24 protein-coding genes are annotated in these 22,147 nt (G+C 67.8%); 7 read left to right on the plus strand and 17 right to left on the minus strand.

Annotated elements, in window-relative coordinates; all coding sequences use genetic code 11:
- From AC1DBX_RS19435 to AC1DBX_RS19500, 14 genes are all read right to left on the minus strand, one after another.
- Nucleotides 1–2,148 (minus strand): flagellar hook-length control protein FliK, encoded by a 2,148-nt coding sequence (locus tag AC1DBX_RS19435; RefSeq protein WP_476932522.1) that lies wholly within the window; start codon nt 2,146–2,148, stop codon nt 1–3.
- Nucleotides 2,145–2,873, minus strand: a complete 729-nt coding sequence (locus AC1DBX_RS19440; RefSeq protein ID WP_476873958.1) for a C40 family peptidase — start codon at nt 2,871–2,873, stop codon at nt 2,145–2,147. Before AC1DBX_RS19440 ends, AC1DBX_RS19435 begins: the two co-directional genes overlap by 4 nt.
- Nucleotides 2,870–3,304 carry a flagellar FliJ family protein gene (locus AC1DBX_RS19445; protein WP_026538968.1) on the minus strand — a complete coding sequence of 145 codons (435 nt, stop codon included), beginning with the start codon at nt 3,302–3,304 and terminating at the stop codon, nt 2,870–2,872. The genes AC1DBX_RS19440 and AC1DBX_RS19445 overlap by 4 nt, the downstream gene beginning before the upstream one ends.
- Nucleotides 3,301–4,629, minus strand: a complete 1,329-nt coding sequence (locus tag AC1DBX_RS19450; RefSeq protein ID WP_476932523.1) for a FliI/YscN family ATPase — start codon at nt 4,627–4,629, stop codon at nt 3,301–3,303. Before AC1DBX_RS19450 ends, AC1DBX_RS19445 begins: the two co-directional genes overlap by 4 nt.
- On the minus strand, nt 4,626–5,360 hold the full coding sequence (locus tag AC1DBX_RS19455; RefSeq protein WP_476860124.1) for a FliH/SctL family protein: 735 nt from the start codon (nt 5,358–5,360) through the stop codon (nt 4,626–4,628). Before AC1DBX_RS19455 ends, AC1DBX_RS19450 begins: the two co-directional genes overlap by 4 nt.
- Nucleotides 5,350–6,366 carry a flagellar motor switch protein FliG gene (gene fliG, locus AC1DBX_RS19460; protein WP_476851547.1) on the minus strand — a complete coding sequence of 339 codons (1,017 nt, stop codon included), beginning with the start codon at nt 6,364–6,366 and terminating at the stop codon, nt 5,350–5,352. Before fliG ends, AC1DBX_RS19455 begins: the two co-directional genes overlap by 11 nt.
- A complete protein-coding gene (gene fliF / locus AC1DBX_RS19465; protein WP_476932524.1) occupies nt 6,363–7,967 on the minus strand; it encodes a flagellar basal-body MS-ring/collar protein FliF in 1,605 nt (534 codons plus the stop codon). The genes fliG and fliF overlap by 4 nt, the downstream gene beginning before the upstream one ends.
- Nucleotides 7,967–8,278: a flagellar hook-basal body complex protein FliE gene (gene fliE / locus AC1DBX_RS19470; protein WP_028277073.1), complete on the minus strand. Its 312-nt coding sequence runs from the start codon at nt 8,276–8,278 to the stop codon at nt 7,967–7,969. Before fliE ends, fliF begins: the two co-directional genes overlap by 1 nt.
- Nucleotides 8,278–8,670, minus strand: coding sequence for a flagellar basal body rod protein FlgC (locus AC1DBX_RS19475; protein WP_028277072.1), 393 nt, complete (start codon nt 8,668–8,670; stop codon nt 8,278–8,280). The genes fliE and AC1DBX_RS19475 overlap by 1 nt, the downstream gene beginning before the upstream one ends.
- A complete protein-coding gene (gene flgB, locus AC1DBX_RS19480) occupies nt 8,670–9,011 on the minus strand; it encodes a flagellar basal body rod protein FlgB (RefSeq protein ID WP_028277071.1) in 342 nt (113 codons plus the stop codon). Before flgB ends, AC1DBX_RS19475 begins: the two co-directional genes overlap by 1 nt.
- Nucleotides 9,012–9,156: 145 nt before the next feature.
- Complete coding sequence (locus tag AC1DBX_RS19485) at nt 9,157–9,564, minus strand: hypothetical protein (RefSeq protein ID WP_476932525.1); 408 nt, start codon at nt 9,562–9,564, stop codon at nt 9,157–9,159.
- 10 nt (nt 9,565–9,574) lie between these two features.
- Nucleotides 9,575–10,078, minus strand: coding sequence for a flagellar export chaperone FliS (gene fliS / locus AC1DBX_RS19490; protein WP_476932526.1), 504 nt, complete (start codon nt 10,076–10,078; stop codon nt 9,575–9,577).
- Nucleotides 10,075–11,406: a flagellar filament capping protein FliD gene (gene fliD, locus AC1DBX_RS19495; protein WP_476932527.1), complete on the minus strand. Its 1,332-nt coding sequence runs from the start codon at nt 11,404–11,406 to the stop codon at nt 10,075–10,077. The genes fliS and fliD overlap by 4 nt, the downstream gene beginning before the upstream one ends.
- A gap of 150 nt (nt 11,407–11,556) precedes the next feature.
- The gene (locus tag AC1DBX_RS19500; RefSeq protein ID WP_476932528.1) at nt 11,557–12,792 is read right to left on the minus strand and encodes a flagellin N-terminal helical domain-containing protein; all 1,236 of its coding nucleotides are present in this window, start codon (nt 12,790–12,792) and stop codon (nt 11,557–11,559) included.
- A gap of 294 nt (nt 12,793–13,086) precedes the next feature.
- On the opposite strand from AC1DBX_RS19500, the gene AC1DBX_RS19505 reads away from it, so the two are divergent.
- From AC1DBX_RS19505 to AC1DBX_RS19520, 4 genes are read left to right on the plus strand one after another with little or no spacing between them, the layout of a single operon-like run.
- Nucleotides 13,087–13,575, plus strand: a complete 489-nt coding sequence (locus AC1DBX_RS19505) for a flagellar protein FlgN (protein WP_018775825.1) — start codon at nt 13,087–13,089, stop codon at nt 13,573–13,575.
- Nucleotides 13,576–13,585: 10 nt separating this feature from the next.
- Nucleotides 13,586–14,998 (plus strand): flagellar hook-associated protein FlgK, encoded by a 1,413-nt coding sequence (gene flgK, locus AC1DBX_RS19510; protein ID WP_476932529.1) that lies wholly within the window; start codon nt 13,586–13,588, stop codon nt 14,996–14,998.
- A gap of 2 nt (nt 14,999–15,000) precedes the next feature.
- Nucleotides 15,001–15,924, plus strand: a complete 924-nt coding sequence (gene flgL, locus AC1DBX_RS19515) for a flagellar hook-associated protein FlgL (RefSeq protein ID WP_476932530.1) — start codon at nt 15,001–15,003, stop codon at nt 15,922–15,924.
- Nucleotides 15,921–16,325, plus strand: a complete 405-nt coding sequence (locus tag AC1DBX_RS19520; RefSeq protein WP_223914333.1) for a flagellar assembly protein FliW — start codon at nt 15,921–15,923, stop codon at nt 16,323–16,325. Before flgL ends, AC1DBX_RS19520 begins: the two co-directional genes overlap by 4 nt.
- Nucleotides 16,326–16,378: 53 nt before the next feature.
- On the opposite strand, the gene AC1DBX_RS19525 is transcribed toward AC1DBX_RS19520, so the two are convergent.
- The 3 genes from AC1DBX_RS19525 to AC1DBX_RS19535 all read right to left on the minus strand — a co-directional run bounded on the left by AC1DBX_RS19525 (nt 16,379) and on the right by AC1DBX_RS19535 (nt 18,235).
- Nucleotides 16,379–16,924 carry an AMIN-like domain-containing (lipo)protein gene (locus AC1DBX_RS19525; protein WP_476932537.1) on the minus strand — a complete coding sequence of 182 codons (546 nt, stop codon included), beginning with the start codon at nt 16,922–16,924 and terminating at the stop codon, nt 16,379–16,381.
- A 320-nt stretch (nt 16,925–17,244) separates the two neighbouring features.
- A complete protein-coding gene (locus AC1DBX_RS19530) occupies nt 17,245–17,547 on the minus strand; it encodes a DUF4193 domain-containing protein (RefSeq protein ID WP_018775830.1) in 303 nt (100 codons plus the stop codon).
- Between the two features lie 193 nt (nt 17,548–17,740).
- On the minus strand, nt 17,741–18,235 hold the full coding sequence (locus AC1DBX_RS19535; protein ID WP_290370286.1) for a GyrI-like domain-containing protein: 495 nt from the start codon (nt 18,233–18,235) through the stop codon (nt 17,741–17,743).
- 228 nt (nt 18,236–18,463) lie between these two features.
- Between AC1DBX_RS19535 and AC1DBX_RS19540 the strand changes: the two genes are divergently transcribed.
- Genes AC1DBX_RS19540 through AC1DBX_RS19550 form a run of 3 tightly spaced genes read left to right on the plus strand, consistent with a single transcriptional unit; the run spans nt 18,464 to nt 22,094 of the window.
- Nucleotides 18,464–19,489, plus strand: a complete 1,026-nt coding sequence (locus AC1DBX_RS19540; protein WP_476851553.1) for a nitrilase-related carbon-nitrogen hydrolase — start codon at nt 18,464–18,466, stop codon at nt 19,487–19,489.
- Complete coding sequence (locus tag AC1DBX_RS19545) at nt 19,486–20,529, plus strand: agmatine deiminase family protein (protein WP_476932531.1); 1,044 nt, start codon at nt 19,486–19,488, stop codon at nt 20,527–20,529. The genes AC1DBX_RS19540 and AC1DBX_RS19545 overlap by 4 nt, the downstream gene beginning before the upstream one ends.
- Nucleotides 20,526–22,094 carry an APC family permease gene (locus AC1DBX_RS19550; RefSeq protein WP_476932532.1) on the plus strand — a complete coding sequence of 523 codons (1,569 nt, stop codon included), beginning with the start codon at nt 20,526–20,528 and terminating at the stop codon, nt 22,092–22,094. Before AC1DBX_RS19545 ends, AC1DBX_RS19550 begins: the two co-directional genes overlap by 4 nt.
- Nucleotides 22,095–22,147 lie beyond the last annotated feature (53 nt).

Consider the following 22,147-nt stretch of genomic DNA (forward strand, 5'->3'; position numbering starts at 1 on the left):
TCAGACAAGAATGTCGAGGGTGGTCTGGGGGCCGTTCAACAGCCTGGCGGTGCGTATGGCTTGATCATCGGCCAGCGCATCCCAGCGGTTTCCGGGCCGCGGCCCGTTCCGGTCGCCCGGGCCGGAGCCGCTGCCGCCGGGGCCCGAGCCGGTGCCGCCGGGGTCCCGGCCGGTGCCGAACTGGCCGCCGGTCCCCGTCCGGTCCTGGCCCGTGCCGTGCTGGGCCCCGTGCTGCCCGAAACCGGGACCGTTGTGGTCTGAGAGGTCAAGGCTGGCCGCGAATCCGGCGCTGTGGAGTTCCCTGCGGAGTTCGGGCAGGATTCCGCGGACGGCTTCACGTCCCGCATCGCCCGGGGCGAACAGCTCAATCCGGACGCCCGCGGCGTCGATCTGGGCCCGGACCGTGAGTGGACCGAGATCTTCCGGGCTGACCTTGAGGGTCATGATGTGCTGGCCCTGGGGTGCCCCCACAAGGGTGAAAAGCGGTTTGGCCACCTGGGACTGGAGGGGCGCGGCGTAATGGGGCGCCGGCGGGGACGCCGACTGGAACGCCGGCTGCGCAGCGGCCTGGGCAGCCGGCTGGGGCACGGCCTGGACCACGGTTGCCGCCGCCACAGTCGGCTGGACGGGGAAGGCGGCCGCCGCGGGGGCGTCGCTTTCCGGATTGGACCGAGCCTGGGCGGCGTTGGGCACCGGTGCCGCGACTGGTTCCGTCAGGACGCCGGCGTGGAAAGGAGCGGGGGCGTGTGCGGGTCCGGTTCCGGTTCCGGGTCCGGTTCCGGTTCCGGTTCCGGTTCCGGTTCCGGTTCCGGTTCCGGTTCCGGTTCCGGGTCCGGTTCCGGTTCCGGTTCCGGTTCCGGTTCCGGTGGACATGCTGCCGGAGGATCCGGTGCCGGCTCCGGGGCTGCCGGATGGCGCCGGACCGGACGGGGTCGTGCCGGGTGAGGTGGTCGGCGACGTCGGCGCTTGTCCGGGCGCAGAGGGAGCGACGGCGGCGACGTCTGATCCGTTGACCGCCCGCGCGGACACGGCCGCGGTGGTGGCCGCCGGCGACGCACCATGACCAGACCCAAGTCCCTGGGCAGTCTGCGCCGCCGCTGCCGCGCCCGGTGCCGCGCCCGGTGCCGCGGCGGCGGCCGGAGGTGTGGCGCCGGCCTGCACCGGGACTGCCTGCGTTGGCCCGGCAGGTGCAGCAGCCTTAGGTGGGCCACTGAGCACCGGAACGGGACCGGTCGCAGGGGTGGTCCCCGCGGCGCCGGTGGCAGTCGAGGCCAGCGGCGCGGCCGCAACAGTAGCCGGTGCGGTGGCCACGGCGTCGACGGGCGCAGCCGTCGGGGCAGGATCGTTCCCATTGACCGGCCGGTTGACCGGTCCGCCGGCGGCGGCCTTGGGCCCGGCCAGCGGGACCGCGCCCGCCGTCTGCGAGGCCGCAGCGGCGTTCGGCTTACCGTCCAGCATGGTCCCAGCGGGGACGGCGGCCACAGTCTGGCGCCGCGTTGCGGCCAATCCCGGGGTCTCGACGGCCGGGGAATGCGCGGCGGCGGCCGGCAACTCGTCGGGAAGGACCGCCGAGGCCGCGGACGCAGTGACGGCCGGTGCGGCAGTACGGGAACCATCGTTGCTGTCCGACGGCGGGGCTACCGCCTGCGCCGACTGTCCGGGCAGCGCAGCCTGACCAGCCTGACCAAGTTGTGTATAGGAGACAAACTGGGCCGGCGGGAATTCGGCCGTGCCGTAGGGGGCCGGAAAGTACGGGGCCGGGACGTACGGGTCCGGGACGTGCGGGGCCGGCCCGGGGTTGCTGATACCGGACGAAGCAGCGTCGGTCCCCGGCGCGCTCCCGGAAGCAGCGTCGGCCCCCGTCACAGTGTTCGCAGCAGTGCCGATTAGCGAAGCGGGGTCCGTGGCGCCGTCGGGCTGCGGCAGTTCGGCCGCCGTGTCATCGGCCGCCGGTACAGCCTTAGCGGCGCCAGGCTCTGCCGCAGTGCCGTTGCCCGCTGCGCCCTGGACGTCGTTGAGGACCGCGTCGAAGGACGCGGCGGCTGTGTTTCCGTTTTCGCTGCCGGGCCGCGGGTCCGCGCCCTGCCGGGCCGCCCGGACGGTCGCCCCCAGCGCGCCCGCAAGCTCCGTCGATGCCGCCGCCTTCATGATGCCGCCCCTGCGGGAACGATGCGCCGGATGGAGGTCAGGTTGGACTGCTGCTCCCAGGCATCGCGGATCTGGATGGTCTTGCCCGGCACGGGTGCGTCAATCGCCTTGCCGTTGCCCAGGTAGATGGAAATGTGGTTGCCGCCGAAGCTCACCAGGAGGTCTCCGGGTTTCGCTTCTGCGAGGGACGCCACCGGGGTGCCCTGGCGCATCTGGTCGCTCACCACACGGGGAAGCTCCACGCCGAGGTCCTTGAAGACCCGCTGGGTGAAGCCGGAGCAGTCCATGCCGGAGGCCGGATTGGTGCCGCCCCACACATAGGGAACGCCGATGTACTTCTTCGCCACTGCCACCACGTCATTGCCCGTCGCGGCCCCACCGGCATGTACGGTTCCGGCTGCCTGGGCGCCGGTGAGCGCGGCCGTCCCGGCCGCCGCAGCGCTACCTGGTCCGAATGTGCCGCCAATGCCCAGTGACGTGCCCAGTGAGGAGCCCAGGCCCAGGCTGTCCGTGAGGGAGGCGGCATCCGTTGCGCCACTGCCGCCCAGTGCCGCGGCAAGTGCCTGGGTGAACGTGGCGGAGTCGCCGGTGCCGGTTGCGGACGCGAGCGAGGTAGCCGCAGCCTTGGCAGCGGCTGCGCTGGTCTCCGTGGCCGCAGGCCGGCTCAATTCCGCGATCATCGACTGGATGCCCTGCATCCGGCCGATCGCTTCAGTCATGCTCATGGCTTCACCTGCTGCTCATCGCGGTGCCAGAGCGTCGAGGCGATCTCATCGAGGGCCGACTGTTCGGCGCGCAGGTCCGCGGAGTTGACCTCGGCGTCGTGCCGGGCTTGCAGTTTTTCCAGCCCCACGGACCGCGTGCGGGCAGCGATGAACTCGGCCCGGGCGTTGGCTTCGTCGGCCTCGGCCAGGTGGGTGAGGTTTTGCAGGTCCGCGAGCATGCTGTGCGCGGATGACCGGGCGGCGGCCACGGCGCGCAGTGAGGCCGAGCTGGAGATGGGGTCATCCGTGGCGGCAAGTTCGCGGCGGGCGGCGGCTTCGCGGACCCGGACGGAGCTGGAACGTGAGCGGGCGCGCGCCAGCCCGGTTGCCGCCTGGTCCTGCTGGAGCTGGCGGAGGCGCAGGAGGCCGGCCAGTGAGAATTCGCGGTTCATGCTGCTGCTCCCAGGATCGAAGTGAGGTGGCCGAGCCGTTGCCAGGACTCGGGGTGGGCCGTGGATTCGTCCATCGGCTGCTGGAGGAAACCGCTGACGTCGTGCTCGTGGTTCAGCGCAGCGTCCACCAGCGGGTTGGTCCCGGCCTGGTAGGCGCCGACGTCGATCAGGTCCTGTGCCGCCTTGCGGGCCGCGAGGACCCGGCGGAGCGTGGCGGCGGCGTCGAGGTGTGGCCGGGAATTGACCTTGCTGGCCACCCGGGACACGGATCCGAGCACGTCCACGGACGGGAAGTGCCCGGTGACGGCGAGTTTGCGGTCCAGCACCACGTGGCCGTCCAGGATGGAGCGGGCGGCGTCGGCGATGGGCTCGTTATGGTCATCGCCGTCCACGAGCACGGTGTAGATGCCGGTAACGGAGCCGGTCTCGGCCGTGCCGGCGCGCTCCAACAGCCGGGCCAGGATGGAAAAGGTCGACGGCGGGTAGCCGCGGGTGGCAGGGGGCTCGCCGGCGGAGAGGCCAATCTCGCGCTGCGCCATGGCCACCCGGGTCAGGGAGTCCATCATGAGCACCACATCCTGGCCCTGGTCGCGGAAGGACTCGGCGATGCGGGTGGCGGTGAAGGCCGCGCGCATGCGCATCAGGGCGGGTTCGTCGGAGGTGGCGACCACCACCACGGAGCGCGCCAGGCCGGCGGCGCCGAGGTCGTCTTCGAGGAACTCGCGGACTTCGCGGCCGCGTTCGCCAACGAGGGCGATCACCGAGACTTCGGCGTCGGTTCCGCGGGCGATCATCGAGAGGAGGGAGGATTTGCCGACCCCGGAGCCGGCAAACAGGCCCATGCGCTGGCCCTTGCCGAGCGTGGTCATGGTGTCCAGGACGCGCACGCCGGTCTGCAGCGCGGTGTCGATGCGGGCGCGTTTCATGGCGTTCGGTGCCTCGTTGTCGATCGGCACGCGCGGCCCGCTGAGCAGCGGACCCTTGCCGTCGATCGGGCGTCCCAGGCCGTCAAGGACCCGGCCGAACAGGCCCCGCCCGGTGGGAACCAATACCGCGCTGCCTTTGGCGCGCACCGGGTCACCGGCAGCCACGCCGGCCAGTCGGCCCAGCGGCATGCAGCGCACGGAGCCGTCCAGCGCCGCGACGACTTCGGCGTCAAGGCCCGGGTTCCCGCCCACGGTCACGAGGTCACCAAGGGCGCAGTCCAGACCCGACACTTCCAGGCCCAGCCCGATGACCGAGGTGACGACGCCGACCCGTTGCGGGGCGGCCGCGGCCAGCGCGTCGGCATAGTCGGCGCCCTTCGGCCGCCACTCGGCGATCATGCCTGGCCCCGGTACGCGCCGGCACCGAATTCGGCCCGGCCGGATTCTCCCGGCACGGCGTCTCCCGGCACGGTGTCTGCCACCAGTGCATCTCCCAGCGGGCCCTCTGCCGACGCTGCCTCTCCCAGCAGCGCCATGCGGGCACGTCCCAGGGCGGTGCGGAGGCTGGCGTCGAACCAGCCCTGCTGGTATTCGACCTTCGCGTCGCCGCGGCCCAGGGAGGGGTCCGCGATGAGCGGCAGCCCGGCTGGCAGTTCCTGGCCTTCCCGGCTGAGGACGTCGATGTCCGCCGGGTGCAGCCGGATTGCCAGTACCGTGGCGGAGTCATTCCCGGAGAGGGCGCGGGCCAGGGCGGCCCGGGCGGTCCGGGTGCCTTCGGCCAGTTCGTAGCCGAGGATGGCCTCGGCCAGTTCCAGCGCCGTGCGGGCCAGGATTTCCTCGGCGTCCTGCAGCGCCTGCACGTTGCGGTGCGCAAAGTCTGTCCTGGCGACGGCGAGGGCGCGCACGGCACGGTCCAGATCCTGCTGTCCGGCGGCCAGGGAGGCAGCCTGCTCGGCGGCCATCCGGTCCCGCCAGCGGCGCTGCTCTTTCGCTGCGGCGCGCACACCGGCGGCGTAGCCCGCGGCGTGGCCTTCGGTGTAGCCGGCCTGTTCGGCGGCCGGGCCGTTGGCCCGCAATGACGGGAAGACAACGCGCGCCGGGGCGTTGGCCGCGCCGTTGTCAGTAGACATAGTCTTCTTCGTCCCCGCGCTGGATGGTGATCTGGCCTTCGGCCTCGAGCTCGCGGATGGACCGGACGACGGCGGCACGGGCCTCTTCGATCTGCGAGGCACGCAGGGGTCCCAGGGCGGCGATCTCGGATTCGAGGATTTCCAGGTTGCGACCGGAGACGTTTGTGGTGATGGTTTCCAGGACCGGCTCGGAGGCACCCTTCATCGCCATCGCCAGGACGGCCGCGTCGAGTCCGCGCAGCACCAGCTGCACGTCGCGGCGTTCCAGCTTCACGATGTCGTCGAATGTCACCATCTGGGCCCGGATCTCCACCGCGAGGTCGGGATCGAGCAGGTCCAGGCCGTCCAGCACGGACCGTTCCGTGCCAGCGTCGGTCCGGTTGATGATCTCCAGCAGCGGCTGGATGCCGCCCACCACCTTCGAGGCCTGCTGGGACACGGCGGCGCCGCCGCGGAGTTTGAGGGTGTCGGCGACGATCCCGATCGCCTCGGGCGCGCCGGATCCCATGGTGGCGATGCTGAGCGCGACGTCGGCGCGCAGCGAGCCGGGCAGCCCGGACATCACGGCCGAGGCCTTGCGCGGGCTGAGGTGGGCGAGGACCAGGGCGATGGTCTGCGGCAGTTCGCCGTCGATCAGGGCCAGGATCTGCACGGGTTCGATGTCTTCGAGGAACTCGAAGGACTTGCCGGCCATATTGACGGTCAGGCGGTTCATGAGCCCGGCGGCCCGTTCCGAGCCGAAGGACGCCTCCAGCAGGCCCTCGGCGAGTTCCCGGCCGCCCCGGGCCTGGCGCGTGGTTGTCATCGCGGCCTGGTGGAAGTCCTTCATGATCTGCTCGGTGACGTCAGAGTCCACCTTGCGGAGCTTGACGATCTCCCCGGCAATCTCCTCCGCCTCGGTGTCCGTGAGCTGGGCCATGACCTTGGCGGCGTTCTCGGGGCTCATCTGCATCAGGACGACGGCGGCGCGCTGGGTGCCGGTCAGGGGCGTATCGGTGGGTTTCATGCCGGTTGCCTGTCATCCATGAGGCTGCGCAGGTAATCGGCGGCCCGTTCCGGGTTGGCGGCGACCATGTTGTCGATTTCAAACCGGCGGCGCTCGGATTCCAGCTGTTCGGTGCTCGGGCCCGGAAGCGCGGGCAGGGCGGTGATCGGGATCGCCGACGTCGCCGGCGGAAGGGCCACCACAGGCGGGGCCACCGGCATGATCTCCAGGTCCAGGCGTTCGCCGAGGTCCACGGGCTCGCGCTTCTGGCGGCGCCGCAGGATGATCGTGACCACCAGGGCCAGGATCAGCAGGCCCAGCAGGATGCTGCCTGCGGTGACGAGGGTTCCGAAGAACGCGGCCTGCTTCTCGGCTTCGGCGTTGGCCTGGGCCTCGGCGAGCGCCTTGGCGGCGTCGTCGGCGGCTGCGGTGCTGAACGGCACAACCTCGACCGTGACAATATCGCCGCGCGCGGTGTCGGCCCCGGCTGCGGAGGTGACGAGGTTCTTCAGCGACGCCAGGTTCAGGCCGCCGGCGGCGGCCTGGCTGACGGCGACGGAAATGGTCTGCCGCTTGATGGCACCGGCCGGGATGGTCCGGTCCTCGGTGACCTTGTTGACCGCGTTGTTCTTGGTTTCGGTGGAGGAATCGAAGTTGCCGTTGCCGCTCGTGCCGCCGGGAACAGCGATGTTGTCCGGGCCGAGGACGCCCGCGGCTCCTCCCCCGGTTCCGGTGTATTTCTCGGTCTTGGACGATTCACTCAGCGGCAGGGCGCCCTCGGCATTGGAGAAAGTCTCGCTCTTCTGCTGCGCCGATTCGCCCGTCACGTCGGCGGCGACGGCGACCGTGGAGTTGCCCGGGCCCACCACGCGGTCCATGACCGCGCGGACGGCGTCCGAGGTGCGCTGCTGGTAGTCGCTGGCCTGCTTGGTGGACGATCCTGCGGTCCCGCCGCCGACGGTGGAGAGCACGTTGCCTTGCGAATCGACCACGGAGACGTTGGAGGGCTTGAGGTTTTCGATGGCGGCGGAGGTCAGGTGGACGATCGCCTGCACCTTGTCACCGGTCAGGGCAGCGCCGGCGTCGGTCTCGATGAACACTGAGGCGGTGGTGTCCGGGGCCTTGGACACAAACACTGTTTTCTCGGGGATGGCGAGCCGGACCGCGGCGGTCTTCACGCCGTCCATGGCGGAGATGGTGCTGGCAAGTTCGCCCTCGAGGGCGCGCTTGTACGTGACGGACTGCTGGAATTCCGAGGACGTCACGCCCATCTTGTCCAGCAGGGAGTAGCCGGTGGCGGCGGCAGTCGGCAGGCCCGCGGCCGCTGCCTTGAGGCGCTCGTCGTAGACCTTGTCCTGCGGCACCAGGATGGTGGATCCGCCGTCGCTGAGCTCGTACTGAACGTTGTCCTTGCGGAGCTGTTCGACGATGCCGTTGGCGTCGGTGGTCTGGAGGCCGGAGAACAGCGGGGTCAGCACCGGGCGGGTAAGCCAGGCGGACAGGGCAACAATGCCCACCACCAGCAGGGCAGCGCCGATCACGGCGATGGTGCGCTGGCCGGCGGTGAAGCTCTTCAGGCCCGCGCCGAAGCGCTGGAAGAAAGCGTTAATCTGCGGAGGCATCAGGCCTGCATCCTCATGATCTCGTTGAACGCGTCAACGCCCTTGTTGCGCATGGTGGCCATGAGTTCAAGCGTCACCTGGGCACGGGTCGCGGCAAGCGTGGCGTTGTGGATGTCATCCAGGTTGCCGGTCACGGCGGACACAGCCAGCTGGTTCGACGTCGACTGCAGCTGCTGGAGGTTATCCACCGCCCCGGTGAGGGAAGTGGCAAAGGCGGAGCCGTCCGTGCCGGCCACGGGGGCCGCTCCGGCGCCTGTCACATAGTTTGTCGGCAGGACGCCCTGGACGGGGGCGATGGGGGCGACAGTCATTAGGAGCGTCCAATCTCAAGGGCGGCCATGTAGGTTTCGCGGGCGCGATCCACCACCTGCGCGTTGGCCTGGTAGCCGCGCTGGGCGATGATGAGCGCACCCATCTGTTCGGCCATGTCAATGTCCGGGTACTTCACGTTGCCGTTGGCGTCCGCCAGCGGGTGATCCGGCTGGTAGACGACCCTGCCCTCGGCGTTGCCGAGCTGGGTGCTCTTGACGTACACGCCTGAGCCCTGCGAGCCCTCCGCGGCCTCGACATACCGGGCCTGGAAGGCGGGGCCGGACGTGGCGGAGGCGTTGTTCATGTTGGCGAGGTTGTCCGAGACGGCATCGAGCCACTTGCGGTGGACGGTGAGGGCGGAGCCGGCGATGCCGATCATGTCGAAGGTCATCAGCTGGTCCTCAGGGCGGAGCGCACGGCGGTGAACTCGGTATTGACCGCGCGTGCGGCGAACTGGAAACGCAGCACGGTGTCGATGTTGGACAGGGTCTCGGTGTCCAGGTTGACGTTGTTGCCGTTCAGCTGCGTGGGCTCCAGGGACTCCGCCGTGGTTGCCTGGACGCGGCCGTTCCCGGACTGCACCGACGCTGCGAGGGCGTCCTCGAAGCTGACGCGCTTCGCGTGGTAATTCGGCGTGTTGACGTTCGCGATGTTGTTCGCGATGGTCCGCTGGCGCAGTGCCAGCCCGTCCATGGCGCTGGCCAAGGCGGCGGAAGTCACGGATTCGAGCACAGAGTCCTGCCTGGGAAAGGTGGGTGTGGCCGATCCGTGGCCGGTAATCGAGCGATCCGTGCTCTTACAGTGGTTATCGGCACTGGTCAGCGCCGCGTTAGGCGAAATCAAAAGACTATTTCAGATGTTTTGGAACCCGGGATTCCTAGCCGTTGACATCCAGGTACAGGGCTCCGGCGGACTCCCCCACGCCGGGCACCGACGATACCGCCTGCAGCTGCCGGGCGACTCCCAGCCGCGCCTCTTCCAGCCGGAGGGCAACGCGTTCCTGGGCGGCTGCCAGTGCGACGGCGCGACGCCGCGCGGTCGCCGGCAACGGCCCGTTCATCGATGGCGGAGACCAGCGCTTCTCCGGCCGGGGTTCCGCCACCGAACCCGCGGGAGCGGCGAGCGGGCCCAGCGGATCCTTCAGGGTCCGCTCGGCGGCCTGCACCGCCATTTCAAGCACATCCAGGACGGCCATCCAGGCAGCCAGGGTGGTGTCGGCCGGAACCGTCTCAGGGAGGGGCGACCCAGAGTTTATGGATCCGGCTACGCCCAGGTCGGATTCCATGTCGGCCAGGTTAGCCAAAACCAAGGCTCCCGCCACCTGATCCGGTCTGCGAGTTCCATGCCCCTGTGCCGGCATAGGCGCGAGCAGGCGCCGCCGCTGCCGGTGCGGCCGGCGCCGGAACGGAGGCGGCGGCCTCGTGCCAGGCCTGGCGCAGGGGCTCGAGGAGGTCGATCGCCTCCCGGGTGAAGGCAGGCTCGCGCTGGATGTTGGCGTTGATCAGGGCGGTCGAGGCGTAGTTGTAGAGCCCCAGAAGCCCGTCGGCGCCTTCCCAAGCGTCGGTCTTCAGAGAAGACGACAGTTCCGTGATGATGGCCTGCGCGTGGATCAGGTTTTCCGATGCGGTGGTCCAGTCAGCTATCTGCTGCGCCGCTTCCGCCCGGCCCAGGTCCAGAAGGAGCCGGTCGTAGAGCATGGTGAGGAGGCGTGCGGGCGGGGCCGACAGGACCGAGTCCGCGAGGTACTGGTTCCGCTGGCCGGCGTTGCCGTAGCCGCCGCCAAATGAGGGCAAAGTCATGATGAAGAGCTTCCTGACGAGAGGCCTGCGAGTTGGGAAGACAGCCAGGACGATTGAGCCTTCATGCCGCTGAGAGCGACCTCCAGCGCGGAGTAGGTCCGCTGCAGCGTCGTCCGACGCATCTCCAGGCGGTCGTCCCAGTCAGCGATCTGCTCGGTGTAGTCCTTCGCGGCGGACTGTTGTCCCTTGATCTTGGTGCTGAGCAGCCCAGTGGCGGGATCAGCTGCCTGCTTGGCGGCGTCCGCCACGCGGCCGGCGATGGTGGCCACGGCCGCCATTGTCCCTGTGGGGTCCTTCGCCAAAGCGTCACCGAACTTGGTGGCGTCGAATTCCATCGTCCCGGTCTTGGTGACGCTGATACCCAGTTCGGAGGGTGACTTTCCATTGAGTGGCTGTGATGCCGCGGCGAGGATCGCCCCGCTGACCTGGCGGATGGTGCTGTCTCCGGTGAACACGCCGCCTGAGGTGATGGGGTTGCCGGAGGCGTCGGTGCTGCTGACGACGGCGCTCTTGGTGGCGATCTGAGCCAGGACTCCGTTGACGGAGCCGACCAAATCAGAGGCCGCCTTGCTGATCTGGGCGTTGTCACGGGCCACGGTGACGCGTGTGGGGGTGGCAGAGACCTCGGAGACCGTGATCGAGACTCCGCTGAGGACGTCCGCGAAAGTGTTGGTGGCGGAGCTGAGCGTCGCTTCGACGCCAGGTATTCCAGCCCACAGCTTGATCTTCGCGTCCTGGGCCGGCTGCACGGGGGTCAGCACCGCAGTGCCATCCGGATCGGCGATGCTGAACGCGGCGGAGTCCCCCGTCTTGGTAGACGCGAATTGGAGGCGGTACTCGCCGCCGCCTACCGACACTTTCGAAGCCACAATGCCGGCGCCGGAGAGGTTCACGGCGGAAACGACGTCGTCGAGTGAACTGGTGAGCGGCGTGACAGTGATGTTCTGTCCGCCCTCGCCGCTGACGGTCAAGGTGGTGTAGGGCCATGCGACGAGGTTCTTGCTGACGGACACCTGGGTCTGGGCCAGCTGGGAGACGGTGAAATCCACCGCTCCGGGTTTCGCCCGGGCGCCGACCGTGGTGGCGACCTTGGCGGAGCTGCTTGACGCTGAGTACAGTTCCAGGCTCTTGGGGTCGGAGAGTTTGCCGGCCTTGGTTGCGAGATCCGCGACGGCGGTATTGAGTCCCTGCAAGGCCGAGATGCGGGTTTGGACGGTTGCGGCCTTGTTCTTGATGAGGCTTTGCGGGATTGCTTCCACCGCCATGAGGGAATTGATCAGGGCTGTGGTGTCCAAACCGCTGGAAAGTCCGTCGATAGAAAGTCCCATGCCTACAACTCCTTAGAACAATGGTCGACTGAATCAGTAATGGCCGGTGGTACTGCACAGCGCCCGGGGAGAAGAATTCTCCCCCCGGGCGCCACGTGCAGTCTGAACTACCTAGCGGAAGTCACCGGAGTGATCGCTTCCCGCTGTGGTTTAGCGCAGGAGCTGCAGAACACCCTGGTTGGACTGGTTTGCCTGGGCCAGCATTGCGGTGCCGGCCTGGGACAGGATGTTGTTGCGGGTGAACTTGACCATTTCCTCAGCCATGTCCGTGTCGCGGATACGGGAGTTGGAAGCCGTCAGGTTTTCCTTGGCCACGTTGATGGTCTGCACAGCCGACTCGAGGCGGTTCTGGGTGGCACCCAGGTCTGCACGGGCCGTGGAGACCTTGGTGATCTGAGCGTCAATCAGCTTGATCGACGCCTGTGCGTGGTCCGCGGTGTCGAACGTCAGGCCGCCAGTGAGTGCGGTGCCAGCGGTCCCCTTGACGACCGTACCGGCCAGAGCATCGTTGGCAACGCTGACGGATCCGCCGTTCAGTGCCGAGACAACAATTCCGACGCCCGCACCGTTGTCGTCTTTGGTGACGGAAACGCTGAAGTTGGCGGCGAAGTTGGCATCAGAACGCAGGGCATCGGCGAATTCGTCGACGCTCTTGAATGCCTTGAATTTCGGATTGCCCGAACCGTCGACACCGTCTGCGTTGAGCGCTCCGGTCTTGATGGTCGTGTCAACGCCGCCCTTGGACAGCGTGAATGTCGCATCTTTGAGCTCGTCAACCGTTCCGGGAACAGTCTCCGTGGTCAACGCGGCGACGCTGGCAATTGTGAACGAGGAACCGGTGGCAGACAGGTTGCCACCTGCGAGATCGCTGGCGATCGTCTTCACGTTGGCACCACCGAGGTTGACATCGATCTTGCTGTTGGAATCCGCGTTGGCGCCAACCTGCAAAGTCATCGTCGGCTTCGAGCCATCCAGCAGCTGTGCACCGTTGAAGTTCGTGGAGCCGCCGATGCGGTCCAGTTCCTTGACCAGGCTGGTGGCCTCCGTCTGGATGGCACCTCGGGACTCAGCGTTGTTGGTATCGTTCGCTGCCTGAACACCCAGGTCGCGGAGACGCTGCAGGATGGAGTGAGCCTGGTTCAGGCCGCCTTCAGCGGTCTGGACTGCGCCGATGCCATCCTGGGCGTTGCGAGCGGCAACCGAAAGGCCACCGATCTGGGACTTCAGGCCTTCGGACAGGGCCAGGCCAGCCGCGTCGTCACCGGCGCGGTTGATGCGCAGGCCGCTGGAAAGCTTCTCCAGCGACTTGGACAGGTCGTTCTGGGTGTTGCTAAGGCTGCGGTAAGCGTTGTTCGCTGCCATGTTGGTGTTGATCTGCATTCCCATGATGTTTCCTCCATGATTGGGACGATGTGCGATGGCCCATCCGTGGGCCTTCAGAAGTAGTTATCGCCATTTGGCCAGCACACGTAAGGAAGATTCCAAAAAGAGTTTTCAGTTCAACGCCCGGCCTGCACGTGGACGTTATCGGCCTTATTGCCGCTAACGGATCCTGTATCCCTGCCGATAGTTTCTACGAACCCTGCTGAAGGCCGAATCGTCCGCACGATGAAATCGACGCCCTCGGCACCACCGCACCTGTCACCTGCATCATTCACACATGAGGGAGTCCTCCGGACCATGGCCATCCACGAACTTTCAGCCCTGCTGTGGCGGGAGCGTGAACTCCTGGACGTTCTCACCTTCAAGCTGGAGGAAGAGCAGTTGCTGCTCACCGCCGGCAAATCCCGCTGGCTTCCCCACGGCACAAAGGAAGTCGAGCAGGTTCTGGAACACCTCTCCAAGGCGAGCCTCGCCCGCACCATCGAAGCCGCCGTCGTGGCCGAAACCTGGGGACTGCCCACTGACGCGTCCCTGGGTGAACTCGCCGCTGCCGCGCCGGAAGGCGCCTGGTCCGAAATCCTCACGGCCCATCTGACGGCCTTGACCCACCAGACGACACTGATCAAGGAACTGCGCGACTCGAACGAGCAGTACCTGCGCACCGCGGTCCGTTCCACCCAGGAATCCCTCGCCGATCTGAGGCCCACCGCTGCGGCCGGCACCTATGACGCCCAGGGCAAGACCGGGGAAACTGCAGCCTCGCGTATTTTCGACAAGCAATTCTAAGGAAGCGACCATGAGTACCTTCGGCGCCCTGAACACCGCCTACCGTGGCTTGACCGCCGCCCAGCAGGGCATGAACGTGGCCGGGCAGAACATTGCCAACGCCGCCACCGAGGGTTACACCCGGCAGCGCGTCCAACAGTCTTCGATCGCGGCTCCTGCGCAGGGCCTGTTCGGTTCGGGCCGCCCCGAGGCCGGGAACGGCGTCTCCGTGGACGGCATCGCACGCTTGGGCAGCAGCTTCCTTGACGGAAGCGTCCGCTCGACGGCGGCCGAGTCCGGCTACGCCAGCGCCCGGTCCTCGGCGCTCCAAGGGATCGAGGGCATCCTTCAGGAACCCGGCGAAAACGGCATCTCCACCGCGCTCCAGGGCTTCTGGTCGGCCTGGCAAGGCGCCGCCAACCACCCCAACGACTCCGCCGCCAAGGGACTGGTCCTGCAGGCCGGCAACGACCTCGCCAGCAAGGTCTCCTCTTCCTACCGCTCCCTTGAGGGCCAGTGGAGCAGCGTCCGCGGCCAGGCCCAGGGCGCCGTGGACGCCGTCAATGCCGCCGCCACGCAGGTGGCCGCCTTCAACACCAGCATCCGCTCGACCCTCGCCGCGGGAGGATCGGCCAACGAGCTGATCGACGCGCGGGCCAAGCTCACCGAGACCATCTCCCGGCTGACCGGCGGCACCGTCAGGGAACAGGCCGACGGCACCGTGGATGTCCACGTCGGCGGAAACGCCCTCGTGATGGGCAGCTCCGTCCGGGCACTCGCCCTCTCCGGAAGCCAGACTGCGGACAAGCTCGGCACAGCCGTGCAGCTTGAGTGGGCGGACCGGCCGGGTGCGGCAATTGCCGTCGCCGACGGGGAAATCGCCGGCGCGTTGTCCGTCCTGGCGCCTGCCGCGAACGGCGGCGCCATCGACTCGGCCGCACAGTCACTGAACAAGTTCGCCGGCGACCTGCGGGACGCGGTCAACGCCCTTCACTTCGGCGGACGGACCTCTGACGGCTCATCCTCCGGCAACTTCTTCAACCCTGCCGCCGCAGGCCCCGCCGCCCTCGCTCTCGCCGTTGCGCCCAAGGCCGCCGCGGAGATCGCGGTCGGCGTGGCGGGTGCGGGGAACCTGGACGGCAGCCTCGCCGACAAAATCTCACAGCTTGGCACTGGGCCGGGGTCTCCGGACAGCGCCTGGGCAAACATCGTCACCGGGATCGGTGTGCAGTCACGCGGCGCCCAGCAGCATGAAGCGTTGAGCTCGGCAGCGGAAATCTCCGCGCAGTCCAACCGCTCCTCGCAGGCGTCCGTCAGCCTGGACGAAGAAAACGTCAGCCTGCTCACCAACCAGCACGCATACCAGGCCGCGGCCCGCGTCATGACGGCTGTGGACGAAGCCCTGGACGTCCTGATCAACCGCACCGGACTGGTAGGAAGGTAGACATGCTGAACCGGGTAACCAACCTGACCATGAGCACAACCGCCCAGCGGACCCTGCAGGCCCAGCAGGCCAAGCTGGCCCAGCTGCAGGAAAAGGCCACTACGCTGGACAAGATTTCGCGCCCGTCTGACGATCCTGCCGCCACGGCGCAGGCTCTCGATACGCGCGCGCGGCTCGCCGCCAACGCCCAGTACGGCAGGAACATCGACGACGGCGCCAGCTGGCTCAACGCGGCAGACTCCGCCCTCAGCCAGGCCACCAACGTCATGAACCGCATCCTCGACCTCACGGTCCAGGCCGGCAACGGCGCGCTCAACCAGGCGGGCAAGGACGCGATCGCCGTCGAGCTCGAAGGGCTGAACAAGGATCTGCTCTCAACCGCCAACAGCAAGCACCTTGGCCGGAACATTTTTGCTGGAAGTTCGGACGCGGCCACGGCCTTCAGCCCAGCCATCCCTGCCGACCCGAGCATCCCAGGAGACACCGGAACTCCCCCGGTCTTCAACGGCGTCACCGGCGGCTCAGTGGAACGGCGCATCAGTGCCGACAGAACCGTCCGGGTCGACGCGGACGGCGCCGCGATCTTCGGCAGCGGCCCCGGCTCCGTCTTCGACGCCGTCACCAAGACCATCGAGTCACTGCGCAAAGGCGAGGATGCCACTGTGAACCTCACCAACCTGCAGGCATCTTTCAAGAACATCGTCAGCGGGCGTGCTGAAATAGGAACACGGCAGGTGCAACTGGAACGCGCCGGCAACGTCAACACCGAACTGGAGGCCACCTTGGATGCACAGAAGATGGGCATTGAAAAGGCAGATCTCGGCAGCGTCATCATGGACCTGAAGCTTCAGGAAACCAACTACCAGGTGGCGCTCGCGGCGACGGCCCGGGTGCTTCAGCCCACCCTGATGGACTTCCTGCGGTGAGCACCCCGGTCATGGACACTCCGGTCGCCAGCCTGCCCCTCACATTCACCGCACCCATGCCTGGCTTCGAGGAGCTGCACGATTTTGCGCTGCGGAGCGTCGAGGGCGCGGCCGGACTGTACGCCCTGGAGGCAGGTTCCAGCCCGGTGCGGCTATTCCTGGCCGATGCGGCCGTGTTTGCACCGAGCTACTCTCCGCCGATCCCGGCAGCCTCGCTCGAAGCCCTCGAACTCGACGGGCGGGACGCCGCCCAGGTACTGGTCGTGGTGAACCACTCGCCCGGTTCCACGACGGTCAACCTTATGGCCCCGATCGTTCTGAACCGCGCTACGGGACGCTGCACGCAGCTGGTGCTGGACGGCCGGGACTTCCCGCTCCGGGCCGAGCTCGGCTCGCTCTAGCCGACCCGCCCGGCAAGGCGCGCAGCCCTGCCTTGCGACCGGCTTCACCAGCCTCACCAGAAATGCGCCACGTCCACCACGAGCCGGGACCCGGTGCCCGGCCCGGGCAGCGCCAGGACCCGGAACGGCAGCCGGGCGCGGACCCCCAGCCCAATGGTCGAATAGCCCTCGAAGCTGCCCGCCCACGCCACCTGCCGGAACGTCTGGTAGCCGGCCACGTCAGCCAGTTCACTCTTGTTCGGCGGGTTGTAGGTGGGATTGCCGGCGTCGTCATATGCGGGAGCATTGACCGTGAGCTGAATAAAGGCCTGGCCCCGCAACGGGACCGGCAGGCCGGACCCGTCCTGCACCACCGCGGGTACGTAGCGGACACTGTAGCCGGCCACGGGGCCGTTGAGGTCAATGACCAGCCGGTCAAAGCAGTAGTGCTGACCGGTTCGGACGTCCACCGCCTTGGCCTGGCTCATGGCCGGATCCAGTTTGCTCAGCGACCCCCAGGCCAGTCCGCAGTACGGGTCCGCCGCGGCCGGCGCCGGCGCAAGAATCCCGAGCGCGGCGGCCATTAGAACAGCCGCGAGCAACGCGTTGACCTTTTTCAACTGGATCTTCTTCAACTGGGGCTTCTTCAAGGCCGCCACCCCCTGGTGCTGCCTGACCCTTGGGCTGGCGGAACAGTCAGCGCAGGTCAGACGCTTTCAGCGTAGGCGGGCCCGGCCCGGCGGGCGAGGTCCTCCACAGTTTCGGCGCCCAACCGTTAGCGTGGCCCGCTGCTGGTCACGGACGGATTGCACGGACCCTGTTCGTGAAGGTCGTTCACGAACAGATAACACCGCCAGCAGCAGGCCTGGCCGGGAACGGCGAAGCGCCGGCACCCTCGCGGGTCCGGCGCTTCGTACGGCCTGTCTGTTGCCGGAAGGTTTTAGCCTTCGCAGTCGCGGCAGTACTTCATGCCGTTCTTCTCAAGGGCCACCTGGGACCTGTGACGGACCAGGAAGCAGGAGGAGCAGGTGAATTCATCGGACTGCTCCGGAACAACAATGACCGTCAGCTCTTCGCCGGACAGATCCGCACCGGGAAGATCAATGCCTTCAGCGGTGTCGTTCTCATCGACGTCGATCACAGCGGTCTGCGCGCCGCCGCCGCGGGACGCCTGAAGGGCCTCCAGCGACTCAGCGGGAGATTCTTCTTCTGTCTTGCGTGGGGCGTCGTAATCGGTAGCCATATCGGGGTTCACTTTCGTTGCTGCGCAGCGCCATTTCAGGCACCTCAGTGAAGCAGTTTAGGACATTATGCATGGAGTAGAGCAATAGTGTGGCCTATCAGACAGAATGAGTCGGACGGGCCCTGGAAACCCGGGCAGCGGCCCCCGGCCGGGGCCCCTCCGCGCGGCGGCCGGGCAGTGCAGGTGCGGCATTTCAGTCGACCGGCCAGACCACGAGCGTCTGCCACTTCGCTGGATCGGGTTCGACGCCGGGATCGGTAAGGTAGTACTCCCACATTGCTGCTCCCGGGCTCGCGCCGTCCTGCCGCATCCGCGCCATGATCGCGCCGTAAGTACGCTGCAGTGATTCGTAGGGACCGATGTGCATCGCCTCGTAGGCCTGGCCGGCGGGGAGGGTGCCGGCGACAACCGCCGTGTCCGCGCCACTGGGGTTCGTGAAAGGCGCGGCGAGGGGGAACCCCGCTTCGACGTCGACGACGTCGGTCGGCATGCCGCGGTACAGCGCGAACGGGGGTCCGGCCAACTGGACATGCTGCTCCTGCACCGCACCCATGACGGCGGCGAAGGCACGGCCGAAAAAATCCCGCAACGCATTCATCGGGACTGTCTCATGCACCACCGCCGTGGGCTGTTCCTTGAGTTGGGCGGCCCTGATGTCCGGGGCCGGCCCCGGGTTCGTTTGAGTCATACCCCAGACTCTGCCGGGACTAATCCACGGTCTAGGGCCTTACGGCCCGCAGGGGAGGTCCGCGCCGTGGTCCAGTAGCGGTCCGGCTGCCGGCCCGGGGACGGCGCGGGTTCCACCCCGAATAAATAAATGAACTTTATTCATATTAGGTCTTGCCCCATGCGGCCATCACCCTCAAACTAAATGAACAACGTTCATTAATGTGACGCCCGTCTCACTGGAGTAGCCATGATCGAAATCACGTCCCTCGACACCCCGCCCTCCCTCGCCCGCACGCTGCCCTCCGGCCGGCCGGCACTGCGGATCGGCGTCGTGCAGCACCGTTGGCATCCTGACGCCGCGGCCCTGCACGCCGAACTGGACGAAGGCATCGGGCGCGCCGCCCGGCTGGGAGCCGCCGTCGTCTTCCTCCCCGAGCTCACGCTGTCCCGCTACCCCGCGGACACGCTTCCCGAAAATGACGCCGCCCGCGGCGGGACCACGCGCCCGCGGCCCTCGGACAGTGCCGAGGACCTGTTCACCGGCCCCACGTTCCGGTTCGCGGCGGACGCGGCCCGGAGGCACGGCATCTGCGTCCACGCTTCGCTGTACCAGAAGGCGGAGAACCCGGACGGCACAGACGACGGCCTGGGCCTGAACACCGCCATCCTGGTGTCCCCAGGGGGCGAACTCCTGGCCCGCACCCACAAGCTCCACATTCCCGTCACGGCAGGCTACTACGAGGACAAATTCTTCCGCCAGGGCCCGGACGGCGACGATGCCTACGAGGTCCACTCCCCCGCCGAACTCGGCGGCGCACGGTTGGGCATGCCCACCTGCTGGGACGAGTGGTTCCCGGAGCTGGCGCGGATCTACTCCCTCGGCGGCGCGGAACTCCTGGTCTACCCCACAGCCATCGGCTCCGAGCCCGACCACCCCGACTTCGACACCCAGCCGTTGTGGCAGCAGGTCATCGTCGGCAACGGCATCGCCAACGGGCTGTTCATGGTGGTCCCCAACCGCTGGGGCAGCGAAGGCACGCTGAACTTCTACGGTTCCTCCTTCATCTCCGATCCCTACGGCCGGATCCTTGCCCAGGCACCGCGGGACGAATCCGCGGTGCTCGTCGCGGACCTCGACCTGGACCAGCGCCGGGACTGGCTCACGCTTTTCCCCTTCCTGGCCACCCGACGCCCGGACACGTACGGGCGGCTGACCGAGCCGGTACGCCCCGACGCCCCGCTCGGCGCCGACACCAGCAAGGCCACCGCATGAGCGCGTGGCGGATGCCGTCCGAAACGGCGCCCCAGGACCGTGTCTGGATGGCGTTCCCCACCGGCGGCTACACTCTGGGCGAAACAGCGGCAGAAGCCCACGCCGCCCGCTCCGTCTGGGCCGCCGTCGCGAACGCCGTCGTGGAATTCGAACCGGTCACCATGCTGGTGGCGCCGGCGGATGTGCAGACCGCGGCGGACTACCTCCACCCGGATATCGAGGTGGTCCCCGCCGCGCTGAACGACGCCTGGATGCGGGACATCGGCCCCACGTTCGTCCTCGACGACGGCGGCCGGCTCGGCGCTGTCGACTGGGTCTTCAACGGCTGGGGCGGCCAGGACTGGGCCGCCTGGGACAAGGACGCGCTCGTGGCGTCGGCCGTCGCGGCCCGCTCGGGGGCCAGCCACCTTGTCTCGCCGCTGGTGAACGAGGGCGGTGGCATCCACGTCGACGGCGAAGGCACCGTCCTCGTCACCGAGACGGTCCAGCTCGATCCGGGCCGCAATCCCGGGCTCAGCAAGGCCGACGTCGAAGCCGAGCTGGGCCGGACCCTGGGCGTAAGCCACGTCGTCTGGCTTCCCCGCGGCCTGACCCGGGATTCGGAACGGTTCGGCACGCGCGGCCACGTCGACATCGTTGCGGCCATCCCGTCCCCGGGCACCGTGCTGGTCCATTCCCAACAGAACCCGGCACACCCCGACTTCGAAGTCTGCCGGGCCATCGTCAGCCACCTCGCCACCACCCGGGACGCGGCCGGCCGCGAATGGAACATCATCGAGGTCCCCGCCCCGGAAACCCTGACGGATGAGGAGGGGTTCGTCGACTACAGCTACATCAACCACCTGGTGGTCAACGGCGGCGTCATCGCCTGCACCTTCGGCGACCCGATGGACGAAAAAGCCTTGCGCATCCTTGGCGACGCCTACCCCGGCCGCAGGGTAGTCGGCATCGACGCCCGCGAGCTCTTCGCCCGCGGCGGCGGCATCCACTGCATCACCCAACAGCAACCATCCGTCCCCCAGAAAAAAGGTCAGCAATGAGTCAGACTATCGGCCGCGAAGACGGCACCATCACGCACGACGTCGTCGATCCGGCCGGTTCCAAGCACGGCATCTCGGGCAAGGGGCTCAAGGGCGGCCAGCTGGGCCTGCTCGCCGTCGTCGTCCTCGGCATCTCCTCCGTGGCACCCGCCTACAGCCTGACCAGTTCGCTGGGACCCGCCGTCGGCGCCGTGGGCCTGCAGCTGCCGGCGATCTTCATTGTCGCGTTCATCCCGATGATCCTGGTGGCGTTCGCCTACCGTGAGCTCAACGCCGATTCACCGGACAGCGGCACCACCTTCACGTGGGCCACCAAGGCGTTCGGCCCGTTCGTCGGCTGGCTGGGCGGCTGGGGTCTGCTGGCCGCCAACATCATCGTCCTGTCCAACCTGGCCGGCGTCGCGGTGGACTTCTTCTACCTCTTCCTGGCCCAGGTGTTCAACAACCCGGACCTCGCGGACCTGACCTCCAACACGGCCGTAAACATCATGACGTGCCTGGTGTTCGTGGCACTGGCCGTCTGGGTCAGCTACCGCGGCCTGCACGCCACCAAGCTGGTGCAGTACACCATGGTCGGATTCCAGGTCCTCGTCCTGGGCATCTTCGTCGTCATGGCACTCACCCATGCCGCCTCGGGCGACTCGGGCACCGCAATCGCCTTCAGCTGGGACTGGTTCAACCCGATGAAGATCGGCAGCTTCGAGCAGTTCGCCGCCGGCATGTCACTGGCCGTCTTCGTCTACTGGGGCTGGGACGTCTGCCTCACCGTCAACGAGGAAACCAAGGGCGGCAAGGGTACCGCCGGCCGGGCAGGAACCACGACGGCGGTCGCCGTCCTGGCCCTTTACCTCGTCGCGATCGTGGCCACCATGATGGTTGCCGGCACCGGAACCGACGGCATCGGCCTGAACAACCCCGACAACCAGTCGAATATCTTTGCGGCACTGGCTTCCCCCGTCATGGGCCCGCTGGCCATCCTGATGTCCCTGGCCGTACTCTCCGGCACCGCGTCGTCCCTGCAGTCCACCATGGCCTCCCCCGCCCGCAGCCTGCTGGCGATGGGCCACTACGGGGCACTGCCGCCGCGCTTCGCATCCGTCAGCAAGCGGTTCGGGTCCCCCGGTTTCGCAACGGTGATTGCCGGTGTGATCTCCGGCGGCTTCTACGCCGTCATGAAGGTAGTCAGCGAAAACGTCCTCAATGACACCATCATGGCCCTGGGCCTGATGATCTGCTTCTACTACGGCCTCACGGCCTTCGCCTGCACCTGGTACTTCCGGCACAGCCTGTTCTCCAGCGTCCGCAACTTCTTCATGCGGCTGCTGTTCCCGGTCCTGGGCGGCCTGGTCCTCACCGTGGTCTTCTTCCAGACCGCCGTGGACAGCTGGGCACCGGAATTCGGCAGCGGCTCGGAGGTCCTCGGCGTGGGCCTGGTGTTCATTCTGGGGATCGGCATCCTCGCCCTCGGCGTCGTGATCATGCTGGTCGCCGCGAAACTGCATCCGGGCTTCTTCCGGGGCGAGACCATCCGGAAGGACACCCCCGCCCTGGTGGTTCCGGAGTAGCCTCCCAGCAACGACCCGCCGGCCCGGGTGAGCCCGGAGCCGGCGGGTTTTTG

It is taken from the genome of Arthrobacter sp. 10N44_2, from assembly GCF_056394385.1.